This is a genomic window from Hymenobacter qilianensis (assembly GCF_014638675.1).
Taxonomy (GTDB): domain Bacteria; phylum Bacteroidota; class Bacteroidia; order Cytophagales; family Hymenobacteraceae; genus Hymenobacter; species Hymenobacter qilianensis.
On sequence record NZ_BMFN01000001.1, the window covers coordinates 653,746 to 676,183 of the forward strand.

Consider the following 22,438-nt stretch of genomic DNA (forward strand, 5'->3'; position numbering starts at 1 on the left):
GTAGCCAATCATACATTTTACCTGACTTTCCATGAATACTATTGTTCGTTCATTTTTTGTCTTTCTAACGCTTTCAGCAGCAGTGCCGGGCTTCGGTCAGCAACGCTCACCGTACCGTACCGACTTCGGCATCGACGCGCCTATTACGGGCGCTTTGATAATAGGAACGGCCGTTGGGCTAAATGGAATGCAGAAAAAAGATGGCATAAGCGACGCTGAAGCTTTTGCCCTGCGCCGCGAGGACGTGAACCGGTTTGACCGCTTTGCGGCGGGCTATTCGAGCGAAAGTGCCAAGCGCATCAGCGACTATCCATTCTATGGCTCGCTGGCTGCTCCGGTAGCGCTGTTCCTGCTTGACCGGGATATGAGCAAGAAGTTCGGGCAGTTAGGCGCACTCTATATTCAAACTCTGGCTGTTACGGGCACCTTATTCACTTCTACTGTAGCGCTGACAGAGCGCAGCCGGCCCTTGGCCTACAATGCCAGCTTAGACATAGATCAGCGCAGCAACCGCAACTCTACTAATTCATTTTTTGCGGGTCATACGGCCGCTACGGCCACGGCTACCTTCTTTATGGCCAAAGTATTCAACGACTTTCACCCCAACTCTCAAGCCCGGCCGTATGTGTGGGCTGCCGCCGCGGCCGTGCCTGCTACCGTAGGCTACTTGCGCCTGCGCGCCGGCAAGCACTTCCTTTCCGACAACCTTATTGGCTACGCGGTAGGTGCCGGGGCTGGCATACTGGTGCCGCACTTGCACAAAGTGAACCGAAGCGGCAAAGGCTTTTCGCTATTGCCAGTGCAAGGCTTCACCCCAAATGGCTATTCTTACAGCGGATTCTCACTGACGCGGCAATTGTAGGAGTCTTGCATTATGCAGCAAAAAAGCCCCCCAGAATACTCTGGGGGGCTTTTTGGTTGGATACCAATTCAGTAGCAACAAATTGTGATGTCAGTGCCTGAATTGATTCACGATCAAAACTATTTGGCGCAGTTTTAGACCCGCGGGAGGAGTTGACGGTTACCCCCACTTTTCGATTCCTATTTGCTTAAATGTTTACTCGTTTATTATTCAGTATTGTTCTGTTCGCGGCTACGAGCGCTGTCGTTCAAGCTCAGGTATTCGAACCCGGCTACTTAGTTACTTCCACAGGAGATACACTATCAGGTGAGGTAGAAAATGCGTTTTGGAGTAATCCAGCCAAGATTGTGCGCTATCGCACTACAGCGCATCACCCCATTAAGACTTATTCAGCTAATCAGTTACGGGCCATTGCTTTAGCTTCGGGCAGGCTACTGCGCTATGAATTGCTTCCACTAGACCGTGGCGCCCAAACCGATATTCATCGCCTGCCGAAGGGATTATTTTACCAACAGCGCCCTGATTCAGTATTGGCAGATGTACTCATCGATGGCCCCACCTTTTTACTAGGGGTAACTCTGGATGGAGTTCACCATTATTTCATACGCCGGCCTGAGAAGCCCTGGCTTGAGATGACTGAGCGGCTCTACATACGCAACGGTAAGTCACAGGTAATGGATGGCAATAACTACCTGAACCAACTGCAACTGTATTTTATCGACTGTCCGGAGGTATTGGCGCAGCTTGCTCATACGCCTTTCACGGAAGCTGGCATGATTGCTTTGGTGCAAACTTATACCGGAGCTTACATGCCAAATGAGCTTCAGAATCGCGTCTACTACGAGCCAGAGAAGGCTGGACGCCTGCGGACGACGATTTCGGCGGGCGTATTGGTTGGTGGACGCTTTAACTCTCACCGCCTGAAAACCACACAGGCCCTGGGGGTTGAGCGCCCTGCGCTGCAAGGCGTTGATGCAGATGGGCAAATGCATCTGCAAGGAGGAGCCTTTTTGGACGTGGTAACTCCTGCCCGCCGCTCGGGTTTACACCTCGACATCCTCCTGAGTCAATACGGACGCAGAGGCACATTATCCATGTTGCCTACCGGACGGGTAGCATCGGGTACATTTTCTTGGCGCGGTACGCTACTGGCTACTCACGTCGGTATGCGGGGTTTCCGATCATTGGGAGAACATTACCGGGCCTTCGCCGGCACTGGTATGGAGCTAAATTGGTTTTGGCAGGAAAAAAATACGCTGCATTATACCGGCCAAAGCAGTGGAGGGCCAATGCCACCTTCCTTCACGTATAAATTTGTGGATGGGTTTGCACGCTCCTTTGCTCCTTACTTGGAAGCTGGTGTCCAAACAAAACGTTTCTCATTTAGCCTCAACGGCCGAGTTTATCGCAAGAATCCTTACTGGGACCATCTTATCCTTCGGGATCCGAATGACTTGGCCAACTTCCAAGGCTACGAGTATACCGGGCGCACCTGGAGCGTAGGGCTTTTATTGGGCTACCGCCTAATAGGCAAACCAGATACTCAACTAAAGTAATACAGCAGAAAAAAGCCCCCCAGAAATCCTCTGGGGGGCTTTTTGTTAAACAATTTAATTTCCGCCAGTACTGGTACCCGTGGCACCCGATGGAGTTGACTTGAGGTTGGTGTTAAATAGCTTCAGGATGCGCTTGTACTCATCAGTCCAGGAACTGGGCTCCACGAAGCCGTGGTCTTCCACCGGGTACACGGCCAATTCCCAGTTCTCTTTCTTTAACTCGATAAGGCGCTGCGTGAGGCGCACGATGTCCTGAAAGTGCACGTTCGTATCGACCATACCGTGGCACATGAGCAGCGCGCCTTTCAGGCCTTCGGCGTGGTAGATGGGCGACGAGCGGGCGTAGGCGATGGAATCGTTGTACGGTTCGTTGAGGATGTTGTCGGTGTAACCGTGGTTGTAGTGGGCCCAGTCGGTGACGGAGCGCAGGGCAGCGCCGGCTTTGAATACGTCTGGCTCCGTGAACATGGCCATGAGCGTAATAAAGCCCCCATACGAGCCGCCATAAATGCCAATCCGCTGCGGGCTAACGCCATATTTTTCCGTAAGCAGCTTTGCGCCATCCACATGGTCGGTGAGGTCTTTGCCGCCCATAAAGCGGTAAATGCCCGTGCGCACATCGCGGCCGTAGCCGCTGGAGCCACGGTAGTCAATGTCAAGCACGGTATAACCCTGGTCGGCCAGCAGATTGTGAAACATATACTCGCGTGAGTATTGGCTCCACCACTTGTGTGCATTCTGCAAATAGCCGGCGCCGTGCACAAAAATGACGGCTGGACCTTGGGCTACAGCATTAGCTGGCCGGTAGAGGCGGGCGTACACATCGGCGCCGTCGCGGGCTTTGATGGTAATAACCTCCGGGTCGCGCCAGGCGTAGCTTTTGAACTCAGAGGTGAGTGAGTTGGTCAGCTGGCGCATTTTGGCCCCCGGCTTATTATCCATCACAAATAGCTCCCAAGGCTTATTGGAGTAACTATAACGCACGGCCAGCGTCTTCTCATCGGGCGAAACAGTGACCTCATGCGCGCCGGGCAGCGTCGTAATCTGCGTCATTTGCCCCCCAGATACCGGCATGCGGTAGAAATGCTGCTCTCCCGGATGCGTTTTGTTGGCCGAGAGGTACCACGTCTTTTTATCCTTGGAAAGCTCAGCCTTCTGAATCTCGAACTTACCACTGGTCAGAGCTTTACGCTGCTGATTGGTCACGTCCACGGTATAGAGGTGAGAGTAGCCGCTTTCCTCACTTTGAAACCACACACGCTTGTTATCCGGTAGCCAGCCCACATTGCCAGCGCCGTAGCCGATACCAGGTCCGTTGATCCAGGCTTCGTCGCGCTGACGGTCGAGCAGCGTGATTTTCTGCGTATTGGGGTCGAGGGCCACAATCCAGCGGTCCTTGTTATCAGCGGAGCGCATGACCAAGAAGGCCCGCTCGCCGTTGTCTGACCAAAATGGACCAAAAGGAGCTACGCGGCGCAGCTCCGTAGCTGGCTTTTCGGCTTTCTGGGGGGCATTTTTGGCCGTTTTAGTCGAGTCAGCAGCCGTTGGGGCTTTGGCTTTCAGTTGATATTCTTTCCGGTAAGCGGGCTGCTCGTCTAGGCCCTTCAAATCGCGGTAGCCGAGTACGAATGTGGTATCGCGGCCAATGTCGTAGATGCCCAGCTCCATAGCGGTTTGGGGGGCACCTACCTTGGTACGCGTAGACAAGTCCTCTGTGAAGCCCGAAGCTGTTACGAAATTAGGTACGATGGCTACTTTCTCGCTGCCTGGCTCCTGCACCAAAGAGTACGTTACAAAGCGACCATCGGGGCTAAGCTGGAGGTTTCGTACCGTTTTGAGGCCCAGATAAATGGCTTTCGGACGCAGCTTGTTCAGGGCTTTTTGCACGCGCTGCCGATCCTGCTGGTCTTTGTCGCGCTGCTTAATTACCTCAAACAAAGCCAGCTGCTGAGCCTTCAGATACTTCTCCGACTGATCAGTGGGCGAGCCTTTCGTGGGGTTGTTGCCCTTACGAAAATCGGTGCGCTGCACGGTTTCGCCATTGGCCGGATTCCAGGTAAATAAATTGCCCCCCCGCGTGTAGCTCACCAACTGACCTTGCAGGGCAAATGCCGCATCCGACTCACGCTCCGCCGTGTTGGTCACGCGCCGGGCCTTGTTGGTTTTCAAATCGAGCAGGTAGATGTCGCCCTCCTTCTCGTACACTTTGCGGGCGAATTTCTGGTCGTACACACCCGTGCTGGGGGGCAAATTTAGCTGGTCGCGGAAGCTGATTTTGCGGGGCGTGCCACCGCTGGGCGCAACTGCATAAAGCGAATCGCGACGATTTTTGTCGGGGTTCCAGCTGAAATAGATGCGTTTGCCATCTTCACCCCAATAAATATTTGAAGGAGCCGTACCAATCCACTGCGCCGGGTCGCGCATGATTTTATCGACCGTAAGCGGCGCGAGCGAAGCAGCCGGCGCGGCGGTGGGAGTTTGAGCAAAAGCAGCAGAAACCGGCCCCAACAAAGCCAGCGCCCGCACGACGAACGAAACGCGCATCAGGTATTTAAGAAAGATGAAACATGAAAGCTTACCGCAAAATACACAAGCTTGCGGCAAGGACAGGCTAAAGCAGCGGGCGTTGCAGTCGTGTGCCGCTAGTGCAAACTAAAAGTTCGCGCTAGAGCCTAGTGGCTGGTCGGCACGCCGTACGGATTCGAGAAGCGTATCTCCAAAAACCGCTCGGGCTCAGCCAGGGGGCTAAATCCGAACTGCGTATAGAGCGTGTGCGCATCCAGCGTTGCGAGCAGATGCCGCCGCTGCCCCTGCAAATCGGGGTGAGACCACACGCACTCCATCAGCCACTTCGATAAGCCTTGGCCGCGAAACTCAGGCAGCACAAACACGTCGCAGAGCCAGGTAAATGTTGCGCGGTCGGTAACGACGCGGGCAAAGCCCGCCTGGCGGCCATCGGGAGCGAACAGGCCAAAGTTGAGCGAGTGGTGAATGGCCCGATCTAGTAGCTCGCGGGGCATATTGCGAGCCCAATACGAGTCATTTGCCAGGAAACTGTGAATGACGGCCAGGTCTAGGCGGGCGGGATCTGTGGAGATGAAGTAGCCGTCGGTGCGTTGGTGAAGGCTGGAAGGCATTGCTTGAAAGGGTAATTAAGTGTTAGGCGGTCATGCAGAGCGGTAGCGAAGCATCACTAAAAGTTAAGCGGGGGGTGTTTTTCATCAAAATCCGTTGCGTCCTGATAGGCTTTGACCAGCGCCAGCAGTTTGCCTTCTTCGAAAAGCTGCCCGCCAAAAGTGATAGTGCTGGGCAGACCGTTGGTGCGGAAGCCATTGGGCACTACCACCGCTGGGTGACCTGTGAGGTTGGTAATCACCAGGTTAGGACCACCAAATGAAGGCGCTACATACACATCAAAGCCCTGCATGCGCTTGTCTACCTCTTCAATCAACTGACGCCGAACCCTTTGGGCCTGGATATATTCCACGGCTGGAACAAAACGAGCCGTCCGAAATGAATTTGGCCAAGCATTGCGGCCTTGGTTCACCATTTGGGTAACGCGGCCCGAACGGGTGAGTTCGTCGAAGGCAGCAGCGCCCTCGGTACTAAGCAGGAATGTTAGCTCCCCAGCAGGTAGCCCCTGCAAGTCGAGCGGAACGAGCTGGACGCCTAGCTTACGCAGCACTTCCAGCGAGGCCTGATCGTTGGCTTTGGTGGGATAGTCGCGGTCAAAATCTGCTTTCAGATAGCCAACACGCAACTTTTTGATATCGGTATCGAAAGCATACTTGAAGCCGGCAGGTACAATAGTAGTGGCAGGGTCGCGGGCATCGGCGCCTACGAGGGCAGCAAAAACCAAAGCACAATCTTCGGCTGAGCGCGCCAAGGGGCCTACTTTATCCATGCTCCAGCTAAGCGCCATTGCTCCGGCCCTACTTATGCGCCCATACGACGGCCGCAAACCCGTTACGCCGCAGGCGGTGCTAGGACTCACGATGGAACCCAAGGTCTCGGTGCCAATGGCGTACGGCACCAGCCCCGCCCCCACTGCCGATGCGGAACCGGCTGAAGAGCCGCTGCTGCCTTGCGTAATATTCCAGGGCGAGCGGGTTTTGCCCCCATACCATACATCGCCCATGGCCAGCTCGCCCAAGGTGAATTTGGCTACCAAAACGCCCCCCGCTTCACGCAAACGCGTCACCACGGCTGCGTCTTCGTCCAGCATCTGGTCTTTGTAAGGCACCGAACCCCAAGTGGTTTTGTAGGTTTTGGTGCTGAATAAATCCTTGACGCCGAAAGGTATGCCGTGCAGCGGACCGCGGTATTTACCGGCCTTAATCTCTTTATCGGCCTGCCGGGCCTGCTGCATGGCCAGCTCTTCGGTAAGGGTAGTGACGCAGAGCAGCTTGGGGTCGTATTTTTTGAGGCGAGCCAGGAAAAACTGGGTTAGCTCCTCCGAGGAAATCTGCTTGGTGCGCACCAGCTCGCTTAGTTGGCGCACGGTGTAAAAAGCCAGATCGTCGCGGTTGGCGGGCAGCTTTATTTTGGCCGTGGGGGGCAATTTTCCGGCGTCATCCTTGGCTTTGGGCAACATAGATTGGCGCAGGCGCAGCGGCACGGGGTCAAAGACGAGCGTAGGCGCTACGCTGTTGGGCAGCTTCGCCTGGCGCAGCTGCTCGTAGTCTTTGCGGTTGTCTTCGAGGTCGCGGCGGGTGGAGTCGAGTTGGGCGTCGGTGAAATTCAGGCCCAACAGGCCCTGCGCCGCCTGAAGCATGGGAACTGTGATGGGAGGCAAATCGGCGGCGGGGCGGGGCAGCATGGCACCCGCGCCGAAGCTGACGGCACCGATTGCCAGCAGGGGCAGTATTTTTTTCATCATCTGAAAGAAGAGTGGGTAGGCGAAGAAGGAGATGGGAAAGTACGGGAGAATAAAAATAATCCCTTGCAGGGCAATACTAAGCTAATCCGAAGGTGTTATTCATTCGTTAGTTTCTGTACACTGTTCAGCTTCAGCTATTTATTCAAGCCATGAAAACCCTCGCCGCTTCGCTTTTGCTGGTCAGCAGTTTGCTAACTACCGCTGCCTCCGCCCAAACCATTACGTTTCCGGTCGGCAGTACTACGGTGTCGGCCACACCGCTGGCTACCGGCCTTAATATCCCGTGGGAGCTGATCTGGGGGCCGGATGACTTCATCTGGATGACGGAGCGCGGTGGGCGTATTAGTCGCGTGAACCCAACCACGGGGCAAGTGCTGCCCTTGCTGAATGTGCCCGACGTCGCACCCACCGGCGAAAGCGGCTTACTAGGCATGGTGCTCCACCCGGATTTTGCCACTACCTCGCCCTACCTTTACATCGTGTACAATTACAACGATAACGGGCTGAAAGAAAAGGTGGTACGCTACACGTACAATGCGGCTACTACCTCACTTAGCGCCCCGTTGGTGCTGCTGGGCAATATTACCTCCACCACCACGCACAGCGGCTCCCGCCTGCTCATCCTCCCCGACCGCACCCTGCTCATGACCACCGGCGATGCTCAGCTTCGCTCTGACTCGCAGAATCCGGCTTCACTCAACGGCAAGATTTTGCGGATGAACCTGGATGGCAGCATTCCCGCCGACAATCCTACGCCGGGCAGTCGGGTGTATACGTTGGGCCACCGCAATGCGCAGGGCTTAGTGCGGTTACCGTCGGGCCGCATTTACAGCTCGGAACACGGGGAAAACTCCGATGATGAACTAAACCTGATAGAGCCGGGCCGCAATTATGGCTGGCCCAACGTTCCCGGCAAATGCGACGGCAGCGAAACTGCCTTTTGCGCCGCCAATAATGTTCGTGAGCCTCTTTTCATCTGGACCCCTACTTTGGCCGTGGCTGGGCTGACTTATTATGATTCGCCCGCTATTCCGGAGTGGCGCGGCAGCCTGCTGATGGCGACGCTGAAAGCTTCCAGGCTGGTGCAGCTTCCGCTCAATGCTGCCGGCGACGCCATTTCAACGGTTACTCCGCCGGAGTTTTTGATAAACAGATATGGCCGCTTGCGGGCTTTGTGCGTTTCGCCGGCCGGGCGCGTGTATGTGGCTACCAGCAACGGCGGCAACGACCAGATTGTGACGCTGGAAAACCGGGGGTTTGTGCTGAGCACGAAGTCGGAGGCGCGGAATGTGGCATTGGGGCTTTGGCCGAATCCGGCGCGCCAAACGGTAGCGTTACGCTTACCGGCCGCGCCTACATCGGCTACCTCCGCCACGATTCATGATGCGCTGGGACGCGTGGTGCGCACGGCCAGATTTGCCCCCCAGCAAGCAGAACTGAATCTAAGCTTGGCTGGATTACGGGCTGGCGTATATGTAGTGCAGGTGCGCAACGCGACGGAGCAATACGCGCGGCGGCTGGTGATTGAGTAACGCTATTGGGCTTGCTCTACTACGAGCTGGTGCCGCTCGTTCTTCACGGCATTGGTCAATGTCCAGCCGATTTCCTGGCTAAATGGATGCTGGCGCACCGGGCACTCCGACATGTGGCAGTGGGCGCAGGCAGTAGCGTTGCAAGGGTCGGCGTGCACAAACATCTCCACATCCACATCGAAGCGCTGGCGAATGAGGGCTTCGATGTCGTTTAGCTCATTGTGAATTTCATCGAGGCTGAAGTAATACGGCATGGTCATGTGGCAGTCGATGTGCAGATTAGCGCCATAGCGTAGCACGCGCAGGTTGTGCACATCAATCCAGGCCGGGCGGCGAAACTGCTGCAGCTCCCCTATTACCTCCCGGACTATTACTACATCCGACTCATCCATGAGGCCGCCCACCGAGCGGCGCACCATACGCAGCCCATTTACCACAATAAAGCCCCCCAGCAGCAATGCCGCTCCCGCGTCGAAGAGTACGTTGCCGGTAGCGGCCACCAGCAGCAAGGCCACGCAGGACACAATGGTACTTACCGCATCAAGATAGAGGTGCTGCCCATCGCCCACCAAAGCCACTGACTTAAGCTTACGGCCGGATTTAATTAGCAGAAAGCCAACGGCTAAGTTGGCCAATGCCGTAATGCCAAGCAGGGCCATGCCTAAGTCGGGGCGAGCAACGGCGTGCGACTCCAGAAAGGCCAGCGTGGCGCTATAGAAAATATAAACGCCGGCAATCAGGATTAGGGCGCCCTCAAAGCCCACCGACAGATACTCCACTTTGCCGTGGCCGTAGGGGTGGTTTTCATCTTTGGGCAAGCCCGATAAGTACAGACTATACAGCGCAAAGCCACTGGTAAACACGTTGATAATAGATTCCAACGCGTCGGTGAGTACGGCTTGGGAGGCCGTGAGCATATAGGCGTAGAACTTCACGGCTACCAGCACGGCACTCACTACAAGCGACAGGATGCCAAGGCGTAGCTTAGATTCGGAAAGCGTCATAGGGGGGTGAACACGAAAGCGGGGGGCAAAAGTCCATTAAAAAATCTACTTCGCCGGTGAACGAAACATTTTAACTATAAATCAGTAGTTAAGGTAAATTGAAAAATATATTTAGGTTAGTCTAAAAATAGCGTACTTTGTGAATAACTCTTCTACTAATACAGTGTCTCAACCTGTTAAGGATTTTATAGAAACGCCCCCCAAGCCGCCTGTTTCCGAGCATCCGGGCTGGCGGCAGGCGCGTCATGCGCCTTCTTTGCAGGAAGTATATGCGAGCATAAAGGTGCCGGCTCACGATGCCTCCTTCTGGCGCAAGCTTTTTGCTTTCTGGGGGCCGGGGCTTATGGTGGCCGTGGGCTACATGGACCCCGGCAACTGGGCCACCGATATTGCCGGTGGTGCCCGCTATGGCTATACACTGCTGTCGGTTATCCTGATTTCCAACTTGTTTGCCATGCTGCTCCAGCACTTGGCGGCCAAACTGGGCATCGTGACGGGCCGCGACTTGGCCCAGGCCTGCCGCGACCATTACTCTAAGCCTGTAGCGATGGTGCTGTGGGTGCTCTGCGAAATTGCCATTGCCGCCTGCGACTTGGCAGAGGTTATCGGATCGGCTATTGCTTTGAATCTGCTGTTTGGGCTGCCGCTGCCGTGGGGCGTGGTGCTCACCATTCTGGATGTGCTGGTAGTGCTGTATTTCCAGAATAAGGGCTTCCGCATCATTGAGAGCATTGTGGCAGGCCTGATTGTGGTCATTTTTGGCTGCTTTCTGTATGAAATCATCGCCTCCAATCCCGATTGGCTGGGTATTGCGGCCGGTCTGGTGCCTCAGACCAGAGTAGTAACGGACCCCGGCATGCTTTATATCGCCATCGGTATTCTGGGTGCTACCGTGATGCCGCACAACCTGTATCTGCACTCCAGCATCGTGCAGACCCGCGCCATCGAGCAGACGGAGGAAGGCAAGCGCATGGCCATCAAGTTCGCTACCATCGACTCGACGGTAGCGCTGTTCCTGGCATTTTTCGTGAATGCGGCCATTCTGGTAACCGCTGCGGCGGCGTTTCACCGCAATGGCTACTTCAATGTAGCCGACATTAATGATGCGCATAAGCTGCTGGCGCCGGTGCTGGGCGCGGGCGCGGCCAGTGTGCTGTTTGCCGTAGCCTTGCTGGCCTCCGGCCAAAACTCAACCCTGACTGGTACGCTGGCGGGGCAAATCGTGATGGAGGGCTTTCTGCACATTCGTCTGAAGCCTTGGATGCGCCGCCTGATAACCCGCGCTATTGCTGTAATTCCTGCACTCATTGTCACCATTCTGTATGGAGAGAAAGGAACGGGTGAGCTGCTTGTGCTTAGCCAGGTTATCCTGTCGCTACAGCTAAGCTTCGCGGTGGTGCCGCTGGTACTTTTTACGGGCAGTAAGCTCAAAATGGGCGTATTCACCAATTCGCTGCTGGTCAAAGTACTTGCCTGGACCGTTTCGGCTATTATCATTACCCTGAACGCTTATCTGCTGCTCGAGATGTTTCTGGGCTAACCCGAAAGCGCAGCTGTTCTAAAAAGCAACTGCGCTTTTTTCGCTTCACAGATTTAGACTAACCTAAATAAAAATTATTACCCGATCTAAACTTCTTTTTCGCTTTAGCTATGAAACACTTTTTCCTGCTGATTTTCAGTTGCCTGCTTACTCTCGCAGCAATGGCACAGTCGGGCAAGGTGCGCGGCCGGATACAAGCGGAAGGCAAGCCGGTGCCTTTTGCGAGCGTCGGGGTGAAAGGCACCACGTTGGGCGCCACGGCCATGGAAGACGGCATATTTATTCTCGACAATTTGCCCCCCGGCAACCACCGCTTAGCTATCAGTGCTATCGGGTACACTGCTACTGAGCGGGCCGTGAGCGTAACAAGTGGACAAACGAGTAACCTAAACGTAACGCTGCAAGCCAGTACCGGGCAAGAGCTGGGCGAGGTGGTCGTATCGGGCACATTGCATCCCGTATCGCGGCTGGAGTCGGCGGTGCCGGTGGAGGTGTACAACCCCACTTATTTTAAGAAGAACCCCACTCCTTCCGTATTTGAAGCCTTGCAGACGGTAAACGGGGTGCGGCCTCAGCTCAACTGCAACATCTGCAACACCGGCGATATCCACATCAATGGCCTGGAAGGCCCTTATACCATGGTGCTCCTGGATGGCATGCCCATCGTGAGCGGCCTGAGCACGGTATATGGCCTGACGGGTATTCCGAATAGCCTCGTGGAGCGCATTGAGGTAGTGAAAGGTCCGGCGTCTACGCTCTACGGTTCCGAAGCGGTGGGCGGCGTTATCAACATTATTACCCGCGATCCGGAAAAAGCCCCCCAGGTGTCGGCCGATGCCTTTAGCACGGGTTGGGGCGAGCACAACGTCGATCTGGCGCTGAAGACGCGGGTGGGCAAGGTTACTTCTTTGCTCGGGGCCAACGGATTCGTTTACGACTCGCCCCGCGATGCCAATGGCGACGGCTTTACCGATATTGCCCTGGCCAAGCGCATTTCGGTGTTTGACAAGCTAACGCTGGCCCGGCCCGAAAACCGGGTGGCTTCGCTGGCAGCGCGCTACTTATACGAAGACCGCTGGGGCGGACAGATGCAGTGGTCGCCGGAGTTTCGGGGCGGCGACAGCCTCTATGCCGAGTCTATTTATACGAGTCGGGCCGAGGTAATCAGCGCGTATCAGTTGCCTATCCGGGGGCCGCAGGTAATGCTGAGTACTTCGTTGAATACCCATAATCAGAACTCCGTGTATGGCACCACGGTGTATAAGGCGCAGCAGAACATTGCCTTCGGACAGCTTACGGCGGCTCACACGGCTGGCCACCATCATCTGCTGCTGGGCTCAGCGCTACGCTTCACGTACTTCGACGACAACACGCCCGCCACGGCCACCGGCGACACGCTGGCATCCAAAAATGCCCCCCAGCGCATCTGGCTGCCGGGTATATTCATGCAGGATGAGCTGCGCTTCAACTCCAGGCACACGCTGCTACTGGGTTTGCGCTACGATCATAACTCGTACCACGGCAGCATTTTTACCCCGCGCCTCAACTATAAGTTTTCGCCCAACGACCGCCAGACGTTCCGGCTGAGCATGGGCAATGGCTACCGGGTGGTGAACGTGTTTACGGAAGATCACGCGGCACTTACCGGGGCCCGCACCGTTGTTATTCGCAACTCCCTTCGGCCCGAGCGCAGCTACAACGCTAACCTGAACTACCAGCGGCTGCTGCCGATTGGGCAAAGCCTGCTGAGCTTCGATGCCAGCGCTTTCTACACTTATTTCACGAATAAGATTACACCCGACTACACCTCTGACCCTACGCTGCTGATTTATGACAACCTGCGCGGGCACGCCGTGTCGCGGGGCCTCACGCTGAATGCCGACCTCACGTTTGGCTTTCCGCTAACTGCCATTCTGGGGGTTACGGCGCTGGATGTATACCAGGTCAGCGCTGACGCCAGCGGCCAGACGCGGAAGCAGCGCCAACTACTCACGGAGCGCATATCGGGTACGTTCGCGCTGAGCTACCGCTTTGCTGCAGCCGGCCTGAGCGTAGATTATACGGGCAACGTGTACGGGCCCATGCGCTTGCCTTTACTGGGGGCGCTGGACCCACGGCCGGCTTCGTCGCCCGCGTTTAGTATTCAGAACATTCAGGTAACCAAGCGGCTGGGCGATAAGCTGGAAGTATACGGGGGCGTAAAAAACCTGCTCAACTTCCGCCCCACTTCCGCAGCCATTGCCCGCGCCTTCGACCCTTTCGACAAGCAAGTGCAGTTTGACGCGGCCGGACAACCCGCAGCGACTGCCGAAAACCCGAATGCCCTGACGTTTGACCCAAGCTACGTGTACGCCTCCAACCAAGGTATTCGGGGCTTTCTGGGGTTGCGGTACACCGTGTTCGGGGGGCAAAAATGAGTGAGCTTGCGAGACAGTTTTACCAGTAACATAGAAATAAATCCATCTTCCAGACTGGTTCTGCGTAATGTGGCCCGCTCCGGGTTGGGGTTTTGCTTTCAAATCAAATGAATAAGCTCTACTGGCTATTGTTGGCCTTGCTGCCCCTAACTACGGCATATGCCCAAAAGCCTGAAAAAGGCACCAAGATGGATGGGTACTCGCTGTTTCGGCCGGTACCCCGCGATTCTATGCGGGAGCTGCACCCCGACCGGCCAGGTATCACGGAAAGTCCTTTCACCATCGACCCGGGCCATTTTCAGGTAGAAGGCGACTTTTTACGTCTTCTCACCAGCCGCAGCGCCGGCAACCGGAGCCGTACCTGGCAGGTGGCGCCCCTCGTGCTCAAGGTCGGCATATCCGATCAAATAGATTTTCAGGTTGCGCTGGAGTCGTATACGATAGAAAAAGAATGGGCTGAAAACGAGCCCCAGCAGCGTCGCAGCGGCTTTGGCGACGTGACGCTACGCCTCAAACGCAACCTCTTCGGCGATGACGATGAAACCCGCGCGGCAATGTCGGTCACGGGTTTTGTGCGCTTGCCAATGGGCGGAAGTCAGGGCGCGGGCAGCACCGAGATGGGGCTGGTGCTGCCGCTTAACTATCATCTGACCAAAACCTGGGAGGTAACGGCTCAGCTGGAAGGCGACCGGGCCTATGATCGGGAAGCCGAGCGCCACTACTTTCAGTTTGTACCCGGAATCACTGCCGAGCATGCATTTTCGGAGGCATTGGGCCTGTTTGGCGAAGTAATAGGCCGCTGGAATGCCCGCGAGAATGACTGGCAGGCCACCTTCAACATTGGTCCGGAGCTGAAAGTGGGCGAAAATACTCAGTTCGATGTGGGAGCCATACTACCCCTCACGCCCGGTGCGGAGCGCGAGTTTTTTGTGGGTGTCACCGTCAGGATATAGACTGCGGAAGTTAAGTCACTGCAGTAAACAGGGGCTGAAGCATTTGGTAGTACTTCAGCCCCTTTTTAGTTCCGTATCGTTCAGGAGTGGCGGATCAGGTATTCTTATCTGTCATTAGGGAACGAGTGTTGGCCTTCCAATCAGTTATAAACCAGGTAACTACAGATACCACACCTAACGCCAGGGAAAGGTTGCGCTCAGCGCTGCCAGCTTCGAAATTGAACAAAAACGGTGCAGCCAACAGGGCAATTCCCGTCAGCAAATCGAGCCAGCCATGCACAGGGAATGGCACCAAGCGGAGAAGGCCAAATCGGAAGTCGGTCATAAGGGTGAGCAGCAAATAGCCCCCCGCCATCAAATAGCACGCGGTGTCTACAGCGGGCTCCAAATCAAACATGATGGGTGCCATTGCCAGGACGGTGATGAAGGCTATATCAATGACGCCATGCGCTATTGGTGATAGGATTTTCATAGATAACCAGGTTAGTTAATAAAGAAGGAATGACTGAGATCAGTACGATAAGCATGGTGGAAGGATACTATCGATCTTGTAGGAATCACGTCTCATTCTGAAGCAAAAAGCCCCCCAGCGGAGTAGCTGGGGGGCTTTTCTGCTTGGTAAAAGTTGCTAATGATTCGACATAACCGTTTTATGGCTGCGAGTTTGAGCGCGCCAATCGGTCAGGAGCCATGCGCCCAGAAACACGCCCCCCATTATCATGAAGAAGTTACGGGCAGTTTCGTTGTCGTCGTTGAAACCGAAGATGAAGGGCGAAGCCAGCAACACCAAGCCGCTTACCAGCTCCAAGCCGCCGTGCACGGGGAATGGAATTACGTGCGCTATGCCCATTGGGAAATCGGTGAGCAGCGTGACAACTAAGTAGCCAGCAGCCAAGATATAGCAGACAGTGGCGTACATACCTTCAAAGCCGAATATGGTAGGCGCCAAGGCAAAAAGGAGTATCGTGCCATAGTCGAGGATACCATGTACACGAGGCGAGATTACTTTCATAGCTGGTAGGAGTTAAGATGGACAGGAATCTCTTAACTCTTACGGACTTGATAATCAAAGGGTATTGCTCAACTGCCACGCTCTCACCTAACCTCATGTGTAGAATAGACACCTCGGGAAAAGCTACTAAAATCGCCCCCCCAGCACCACGTTACGCTTATAAGTATGCGTCTCGCCCCCAGCCACCCGATACAGCTCAATCAGCAGCACATAGGGCCCGATAGCAGCTTTACGGCCTTGATCGGTGAGGCCATCCCACCGCAAAAACCCACTATTAGGTAAGGTTTCGTTGCGCAGCAGGCGACGAGTCAGCCGCCCTTGCGCATCATAAACGGTAATAGAGGCCGCGTAGCCTGGGTAGTCGAAGCGGTAAGTGAGCGTCGTAAAATCTTGCTGGCCGTCTTCGTCGGGGGTAAATATCTCGGGTTCAATCTGGAAGAGCTTCGCCCCGGTAGGGTCGGCCTGGTACTGCGAGTTGGGCCGGCCAGGGGTACCGTACCCAACGGCGCTGGCCGCGGAGTGAAAATTGCCCCCCACGCTAGGTTCCGCCGCCCGAATTCGCTCCAGCGACACGCCGTTGCGGTCGCTGAGTAAGGGCAGATGCAGCTTTTCGTCGTAGCTGAAGCGGTCAATTGTCTGGCCCTTTGCGTCCAGTACTACTACCGTAGCGGCATCGTCGGGGAGGCTGGGAAAGCTGGCCATGGTCAGGAACGCCGCCGGGTCATGGGTTGGATATTCACTTTGCACCACGTCGGGGCGGGTAGTGAGCACCAGCAGCTGGCCCGGCGCCAAGCCATACGGTTCTGCGCTGATAGGGCTGGCGCTCAGGCCCGCGGCTTGCTCCACGCCCAACTGCCAGCCCTGCACATCCAGATAATTGGCCGAACGATTCAGCAGCTCCACAAAATCGACGCCTCCCGTGCGTGGATTGAACAGGATTTCATTGATTACAACGTCGCCAGCTGTGGCCGCTATGGGCAAGGCAAAGGCTGTGGAGGTAATCGGCCCCGCGCCATTCCCCGCGCAATCGGTGGCGCGGTGCACGGCCACGGTCAGCGGCTGGTTGGGGGGCAAATTGGTAGCCAGCAGCAAATCGACAGCACGGAAATCGGGGCCCTGCGGTACTATCCGCGTGATAGGCACAGCGGGTGTTAAGGCATACAGCCCAACGTTGGTGTTGGCCAAGCTATCCAGCTTCTCCCCGAAAACCAGGCGCACCGTAGTCGGAGTCAGGGCCACGGCCCGCTGTAAGGTGGGCGCGGTACGGTCAGGGTTAGTAGTCCGCACCGCGTTGACGCGGCCGGGCGTCCCGCCACTGTCGTTGGTGCTGGCGGTCCAGTTGCTGCTGCCGGCGCAGGGGTTGGCAGCATCTACCATTTCCAGCGACCAGCCGCCTTCTTTTTTGCGCAAATCCTTGTACCAGGTATCCGAATACGTGATTTCAAACAAGGTTTGTCCGTTGCGGGCGCGCAATACAAGCTGGTCGCCGGCATTTGAAAGGCTGGGGAAATTCGTCAGCCCAAAGACTTTCCCGAAAGCGGCAAACTGACTAACGCGCGTGCTGCCACAGACCACAGCATACTCGCCCGGCAGCAGCACGGCCCCAGCCAGAAAGACAGCGGCCGTAGCGCTGCCCGGCTTCAGCAGCCGCAGACCCGCCAAATCAAGCACCGTACTTGCCGTGGGGTTATGAATCTCGATGTACTCCGACGCGGGCAGCCCCACCACCGGGGTGTCATCGGCCATTATTTCGGTAATGAGCACCTGATTGAAAGCCGGCACCACGGCAAAACCCTGATTTACAAAAGCAGCAGTAAGCGGCCCAGCAGCCACTATTCCGTTAGCATCGGTGATATTGCGCGCTTCGAGCGTATTGTTTCCCAAGGGAAAATTGCCCCCCAGCGTCAGGTGTACCAGGGCCGGATTGTCTGCATCGGTTTGGGCCGTAAGTACTGCCGGCCCGGCTACGAGGCGGAAGCTGGCAGCGCTGATAGCATCAAGGTTTTCACTGAATAAAGCATCCAGCTGGTGGGGGCCGGTGGGCGTAGCGCTCAGCAGAGCGGGCGGTACCGTATCAGTAATCCGAAAATCGTCGAAGTAAAAGTTGCGGTTGTTGGCGGAAGAGTAGGTCAGGCGCACCCCGAAAAAGGCGCTGCGCTGGTGCGTGGCATCGGTAGCCGTGCCGCCGGAAGCAAAATTTTGCCCCCCAGCCAGGTCGTGTTCCAGCACCCAGACATTCTGAGCAGAGCGAGTCACACGCACACGCACTACGTTATTGTTAGCAGACTTCAGCGTACCATCCTGACCATTAATAACATATACAGGACTACCCGTGGCATCTTGCCGGAACAAGCTAATCTCATCTGGCGTACCTCCCAGCCGCACGAAGTAGCCTTTGGTGCCGCTCGTTTTTAAGCTGGCCTGATCGGCCATGAGCCAGACATCGGCCAAATTGCCCCCCGAGGTAGCCAGGCGCAGATTAGCATAAAACTCCCACGTAACGCCGCTGGCCGCGGTGCTGGCCGTTACCAGTTGCAGCGTAGTGCCGGTGGTGGCGGGTCCGTTGCTTTGCAGCTGTTCGCCGCTTACCTGAAAACTGCCTTCATCGCCGGCCCAGGTTGGGTTTTGGTTGAGATTACCGTCGGCAAAAGACTCAACAAGCTGAGCATTAGCAGCTATGGAAAAAACTAAAGGAATTAAACCCAGTATGAATGCTCGCATGCTTACTATCGTCGGCGGTATCGCTACCTATATAAGTTTGTGTGCTGACCGGAGAAGCGGTATAACAAGCTGCCTATAATTTGCCCCCCAGCGCGCCGCGCGCCTATGCAAGAAGGATACCGCGAAATGAAAGTCGCTTCGCCCCTATCTTTGTGTAGGAGCCGTAGGTGCGGCCAATGTTTAGAAACCCAATTTTCCTATGAAAATCGCCGTAGTTGGTGCCACCGGCCTGGTCGGGGGCGAAATGTTGAAAGTGCTGGCCGAGCGCAATTTCCCGGTCACTGAACTGCTGCCCGTGGCTTCCGAAAAATCGGTAGGCCAGGAAATCGAGTTTCAGGGTAAAAAATATAAGGTAGTAAGCATGGACGCGGCCATTGCGGCTCGACCGGCGGTGGCTATTTTTTCGGCGGGCGGCGGCGTTTCAAAAGAACAGGCTCCACGCTTCGCAGAGGTTGGCACCGTCGTTATCGACAATTCCTCGGCCTGGCGCATGGACCCTACTAAGAAGCTAGTCGTGCCCGAAATCAACGCCAAAGAGCTTACCTCAGCCGATAAGATTATCGCTAACCCCAACTGCTCTACTATTCAGATGGTATTGGCCCTGCACCAGCTGCACGAGGCTTTCCAGATCAAGCGCATTGTAGTAAGCACCTATCAAAGCGTAACCGGTACCGGCAAAAAAGCTGTTGATCAATTGATGGAGGAGCGGGCGGGCCAGACGGCTTCCAACCCCGCCTACCCCCACCCCATCGACCTGAATGTGCTGCCTCACATCGACGTATTTGAGGACAATGGCTACACGAAGGAGGAAATGAAAATGGTACGCGAAACCAAGAAAATCCTCGGCGACGACACTATTCAGGTAACCGCCACGGCCGTGCGGATTCCCGTAATGGGGGGTCACTCGGAGGCTGTAAACGTAGAGTTTGCGCAGGAGTTTGAGCTTTCCGACGTGTACCGTATTTTGCGCGAAACCGATGGCGTGGAAGTGGTTGACGACGTAGCCCAAAACCAGTACCCAATGCCCAAAGACGCTCACGGCAAGGACGCTGTACTGGTCGGCCGACTCCGCCGTGATGAGTCGCAGCCGCGCACGCTCAATATGTGGGTAGTGGCGGATAACCTCCGTAAAGGAGCTGCCACCAACGCCGTGCAGATTGCGGAGGCAATGATGAAAATGGGATTATTAAGGAGTTAACGCCTCTTTATGCTATATGCCGCATTTCTGATAAAGACATGCAAGGGACTAGTTCCTAGTGCACAGGGCTATAACCTTACCGACAAAGCTAATTTGTGCATCATGTCGCTAGAGGGAGCACCCACTAGCCTGCGTGATAAAATGGTACCAGTTCAGTAGGCATTTCTTTGCCTAGAAAAAAGCCCTGCTAGTTTGCTAGCAGGGCTTTTTATTTGTTTGCTGATGATCCTATTACGTTCCAAAAATGCCCCCCACGAAGTCTAGCACTGCCCGTCGGGTAACTTGCGGCCGCTCAAAGAACCCAACGTGACCCACGCGCTCCAGAAACAGGGCTGTGCTCACAGGCGGCAGTGCTACCTGCTCCAAAGACGTAGCTAACGGCACCGCCGCATCTTCCTTACCCACTATAAATAGCACTGGAAACGTGGCTTTGCGCAACACTTCCGTACGGTCGGGCCGGTTGCGCATGGCTCGCATACCCCCAACTATACTAGCCTGTGAGGTGGCGGCACCTATTTCTTCCAACTGGCGCCGGTAGGGCATCATGGCTTCCTCGTTGGCATTGGCAAACAGCGGTCGGATGAAGGTCTCCATAAACTTTGCCACGCCGTGGCGCTCCACAAAGCTGATGTTCTTGTCGCGGTTGGCCTTCTTCTCCTCGCTATCTGCCTGGGCTGACGAGTGAAAGAGGCACAAACCCGCCACCCGCGCCGGATACTTCTCGGCAAAGGCCAACGCCACGTATCCGCCCATAGAGTGACCAATAAAAATGGCTTGTTGAATACCGGTCTGATCTAGCTCTTCTTGTACAAACTCAGCCAGCGCTTCCATAGAGTAGTCAGCAACAGGTGGCTCCTTTTGGTTGCCATAACCGGGGAAGTTGGGTGTGAGAATCCGGTACTCTGGGGGGTAATCTTGGGTAAACTCAGCCCAGATGTTGCGGCTTTCAGCAAAGCCGTGGAGGAAGATAATAACTGGTTTTTTATATGCTTCAATCATAGTTACTAGTTCGTTAATTAAAATCTAAAACCTTGGTAATTTGAAGAGCAAGGTAACGCCAGCAAAAAGGCCAGGACCGTATACGGTCCTGGCCTTTTTGCTGGCGTTTATGTTTCGTTTTAAGGCTTATGAAGGGCAGCTTTATTACGAATTTGATCACCTAACTATTTGCCAGCTGTAACTACCTGCCGAACTGTAAATCGGCCCTGCTTCGTCGTGAGACGGAAAAGGTACACGCCCGTTGGGAGAGAAGGAATTACGACATCAGCATTTTCCGTTGATACAGCTTGCGAGAACACAGGCTTACCAGTTACGTCTAGCACGGAGAAGCGGCTATCCCCGTCCAGTTGGCTCTGAATTGTAAAATGGCGGGGTGAAGAGGTAGAAACAAGCCAATCAGTGGTTCGCTGGGGTTTGCCCAAGGAAATAATGGTTGAATACGTGGCTTTGCCATCGTAATCTACCTGCCGTAGGCGATAGTAGGAAGAAGAAGTTAAAGGGCTAACATCAGTGTAAGCATAATTCCGCAGCATGGTAGAGCTACCCGCACCTGCTACCTGAGCTATCTTCTCGAACGTAATTCCATCAACCGAACGCTCCACTGCGAAATGAGCATTATTAACCTCAGTAACTGTGGTCCATTTCAGGTTAACTGCAGTACCACCAGAAGCCCAGTTGCCAACAAAGCGAGTAAGCGTCACAGGCAACACCGAAATGCATGATGGGTCGTTGCTAGAGTTGACTGGGGTTACATTTGGTCCAGTTGAGACAGTACAGGGAATCTCTTTTTGCTGTATACAAGTAATCAATAGATCATTAGGCGCGAAAAGGTCTGCTCCTCCATTATTAGTGCGAATAGCACCGGCAACGCGTAACCCTGCAGGTGACCCCCCCTGAGTGGGGTCTGGACCAGTGATCAGAACATTACCATTCTGAACATCTATATCACCAAGTACATTGAGTAAGGAATTATTACCTAACCCGACGTATGACTGATTAATCAACTGCAAGGTGCAATTCACCCGTAAAATAGAATTATCATCTACTATAATATTAGCCTTATTACCTATAAGAACCGATACACTTACCTGTGGAGAATTTATAACACGCTCTGCACTAGCTTCTATTGCCAAAAAACCTGCTACGTTACCTTGGGTATTTATTGTTAAGGTCCGTCTGGTGCCGTCTTCTATCAATGAGCCCCCAGCTTTTATTCTAATTTCACCTGTGGTGGTAAAATCACCATTGAGGATTACATTATCATCAATAATAATGGTGCTATTACTGGGCGTATCTTGAGTGCCACAGCCAGTTAAAGATCGCTGTATAACGGCTGGATTAATGGTTGTTGTACCTGGAAGAAAAAAGTTTCCATTAGAGATACTAGTGTACACACATTGAGCTGAGGCATTGCTACTGGCAAAGGCCATTAACACAAAGGTTAAGCAGAGGAGTAGATAATGTTTCAAAATGCAAAAGGGTTAGGTAAGCGAGATCAGATAAAGGAAAGTAAGAAGTTGGAAAACCATTTTGTAGTTCAGCAAGCAATATTTCACCTTGACAAATTTATACTCAATAGTTATATATACAAGCTAATTCTATGCCTTATTTTATTATAATTCAAAGTTTGGGCATGAACCATCGTTTACTATTTCAGCCGTAGAACATTACAAAGGGCATAGATTCAAGGCCTATGCAGCACTATTATAGCATTCATTTTTAACTGTTTATATACAATAAGCTCAACTGGTGATAATAGTATAAT

16 protein-coding genes are annotated in these 22,438 nt (G+C 54.5%); 7 read left to right on the plus strand and 9 right to left on the minus strand.

Annotated features, from left to right (window positions below):
- The first annotated feature begins 31 nt into the window (after positions 1-31).
- Positions 32-862, plus strand: a complete 831-nt coding sequence (locus IEW06_RS02775; RefSeq protein WP_187734012.1) for a phosphatase PAP2 family protein — start codon at positions 32-34, stop codon at positions 860-862.
- 446 nt (positions 863-1,308) lie between these two features.
- Positions 1,309-2,418 carry a hypothetical protein gene (locus IEW06_RS02780; RefSeq protein WP_188547380.1) on the plus strand — a complete coding sequence of 370 codons (1,110 nt, stop codon included), beginning with the start codon at positions 1,309-1,311 and terminating at the stop codon, positions 2,416-2,418.
- Between the two features lie 54 nt (positions 2,419-2,472).
- Here IEW06_RS02780 and IEW06_RS02785 read toward each other — a convergent pair whose 3' ends face one another.
- From IEW06_RS02785 to IEW06_RS02795, 3 genes are all read right to left on the minus strand, one after another.
- Complete coding sequence (locus IEW06_RS02785) at positions 2,473-4,962, minus strand: prolyl oligopeptidase family serine peptidase (RefSeq protein WP_188547382.1); 2,490 nt, start codon at positions 4,960-4,962, stop codon at positions 2,473-2,475.
- 128 nt (positions 4,963-5,090) lie between these two features.
- Positions 5,091-5,555 (minus strand): GNAT family N-acetyltransferase, encoded by a 465-nt coding sequence (locus IEW06_RS02790; RefSeq protein ID WP_187734009.1) that lies wholly within the window; start codon positions 5,553-5,555, stop codon positions 5,091-5,093.
- Between the two features lie 56 nt (positions 5,556-5,611).
- A complete protein-coding gene (locus IEW06_RS02795; RefSeq protein ID WP_308421979.1) occupies positions 5,612-7,297 on the minus strand; it encodes an amidase in 1,686 nt (561 codons plus the stop codon).
- A 149-nt stretch (positions 7,298-7,446) separates the two neighbouring features.
- Here IEW06_RS02795 and IEW06_RS02800 point away from each other — a divergent pair, with 149 nt between their 5' ends.
- Positions 7,447-8,829, plus strand: coding sequence for a PQQ-dependent sugar dehydrogenase (locus IEW06_RS02800; protein WP_187734008.1), 1,383 nt, complete (start codon positions 7,447-7,449; stop codon positions 8,827-8,829).
- Positions 8,830-8,831: 2 nt separating this feature from the next.
- Here the strand turns inward: IEW06_RS02800 and IEW06_RS02805 are convergent, their stop codons facing one another.
- A complete protein-coding gene (locus IEW06_RS02805; RefSeq protein ID WP_187734007.1) occupies positions 8,832-9,833 on the minus strand; it encodes a cation diffusion facilitator family transporter in 1,002 nt (333 codons plus the stop codon).
- A 187-nt stretch (positions 9,834-10,020) separates the two neighbouring features.
- Here IEW06_RS02805 and IEW06_RS02810 point away from each other — a divergent pair, with 187 nt between their 5' ends.
- From IEW06_RS02810 to IEW06_RS02820, 3 genes are all read left to right on the plus strand, one after another.
- Positions 10,021-11,373 (plus strand): Nramp family divalent metal transporter, encoded by a 1,353-nt coding sequence (locus tag IEW06_RS02810; RefSeq protein ID WP_187734235.1) that lies wholly within the window; start codon positions 10,021-10,023, stop codon positions 11,371-11,373.
- Positions 11,374-11,483: 110 nt separating this feature from the next.
- Positions 11,484-13,790 carry a TonB-dependent receptor gene (locus IEW06_RS02815; protein ID WP_188547384.1) on the plus strand — a complete coding sequence of 769 codons (2,307 nt, stop codon included), beginning with the start codon at positions 11,484-11,486 and terminating at the stop codon, positions 13,788-13,790.
- A 107-nt stretch (positions 13,791-13,897) separates the two neighbouring features.
- Positions 13,898-14,743 (plus strand): transporter, encoded by an 846-nt coding sequence (locus tag IEW06_RS02820; RefSeq protein WP_187734006.1) that lies wholly within the window; start codon positions 13,898-13,900, stop codon positions 14,741-14,743.
- A 94-nt stretch (positions 14,744-14,837) separates the two neighbouring features.
- Here the strand turns inward: IEW06_RS02820 and IEW06_RS02825 are convergent, their stop codons facing one another.
- The 3 genes from IEW06_RS02825 to IEW06_RS02835 all read right to left on the minus strand — a co-directional run bounded on the left by IEW06_RS02825 (position 14,838) and on the right by IEW06_RS02835 (position 18,476).
- Positions 14,838-15,215 carry an SPW repeat domain-containing protein gene (locus tag IEW06_RS02825; RefSeq protein WP_188547385.1) on the minus strand — a complete coding sequence of 126 codons (378 nt, stop codon included), beginning with the start codon at positions 15,213-15,215 and terminating at the stop codon, positions 14,838-14,840.
- Between the two features lie 156 nt (positions 15,216-15,371).
- Positions 15,372-15,755, minus strand: coding sequence for an SPW repeat domain-containing protein (locus IEW06_RS02830; protein WP_187734004.1), 384 nt, complete (start codon positions 15,753-15,755; stop codon positions 15,372-15,374).
- Positions 15,756-15,881: 126 nt separating this feature from the next.
- A complete protein-coding gene (locus IEW06_RS02835; protein WP_188547387.1) occupies positions 15,882-18,476 on the minus strand; it encodes a lamin tail domain-containing protein in 2,595 nt (864 codons plus the stop codon).
- A gap of 199 nt (positions 18,477-18,675) precedes the next feature.
- Here IEW06_RS02835 and IEW06_RS02840 point away from each other — a divergent pair, with 199 nt between their 5' ends.
- Positions 18,676-19,674 carry an aspartate-semialdehyde dehydrogenase gene (locus IEW06_RS02840; RefSeq protein WP_187734000.1) on the plus strand — a complete coding sequence of 333 codons (999 nt, stop codon included), beginning with the start codon at positions 18,676-18,678 and terminating at the stop codon, positions 19,672-19,674.
- A gap of 231 nt (positions 19,675-19,905) precedes the next feature.
- On the opposite strand, the gene IEW06_RS02845 is transcribed toward IEW06_RS02840, so the two are convergent.
- Positions 19,906-20,673: an alpha/beta fold hydrolase gene (locus tag IEW06_RS02845; RefSeq protein ID WP_188547389.1), complete on the minus strand. Its 768-nt coding sequence runs from the start codon at positions 20,671-20,673 to the stop codon at positions 19,906-19,908.
- A gap of 164 nt (positions 20,674-20,837) precedes the next feature.
- Positions 20,838-22,142 (minus strand): T9SS type A sorting domain-containing protein, encoded by a 1,305-nt coding sequence (locus tag IEW06_RS02850; RefSeq protein WP_188547391.1) that lies wholly within the window; start codon positions 22,140-22,142, stop codon positions 20,838-20,840.
- Between the last annotated feature and the right edge of the window lie 296 nt (positions 22,143-22,438).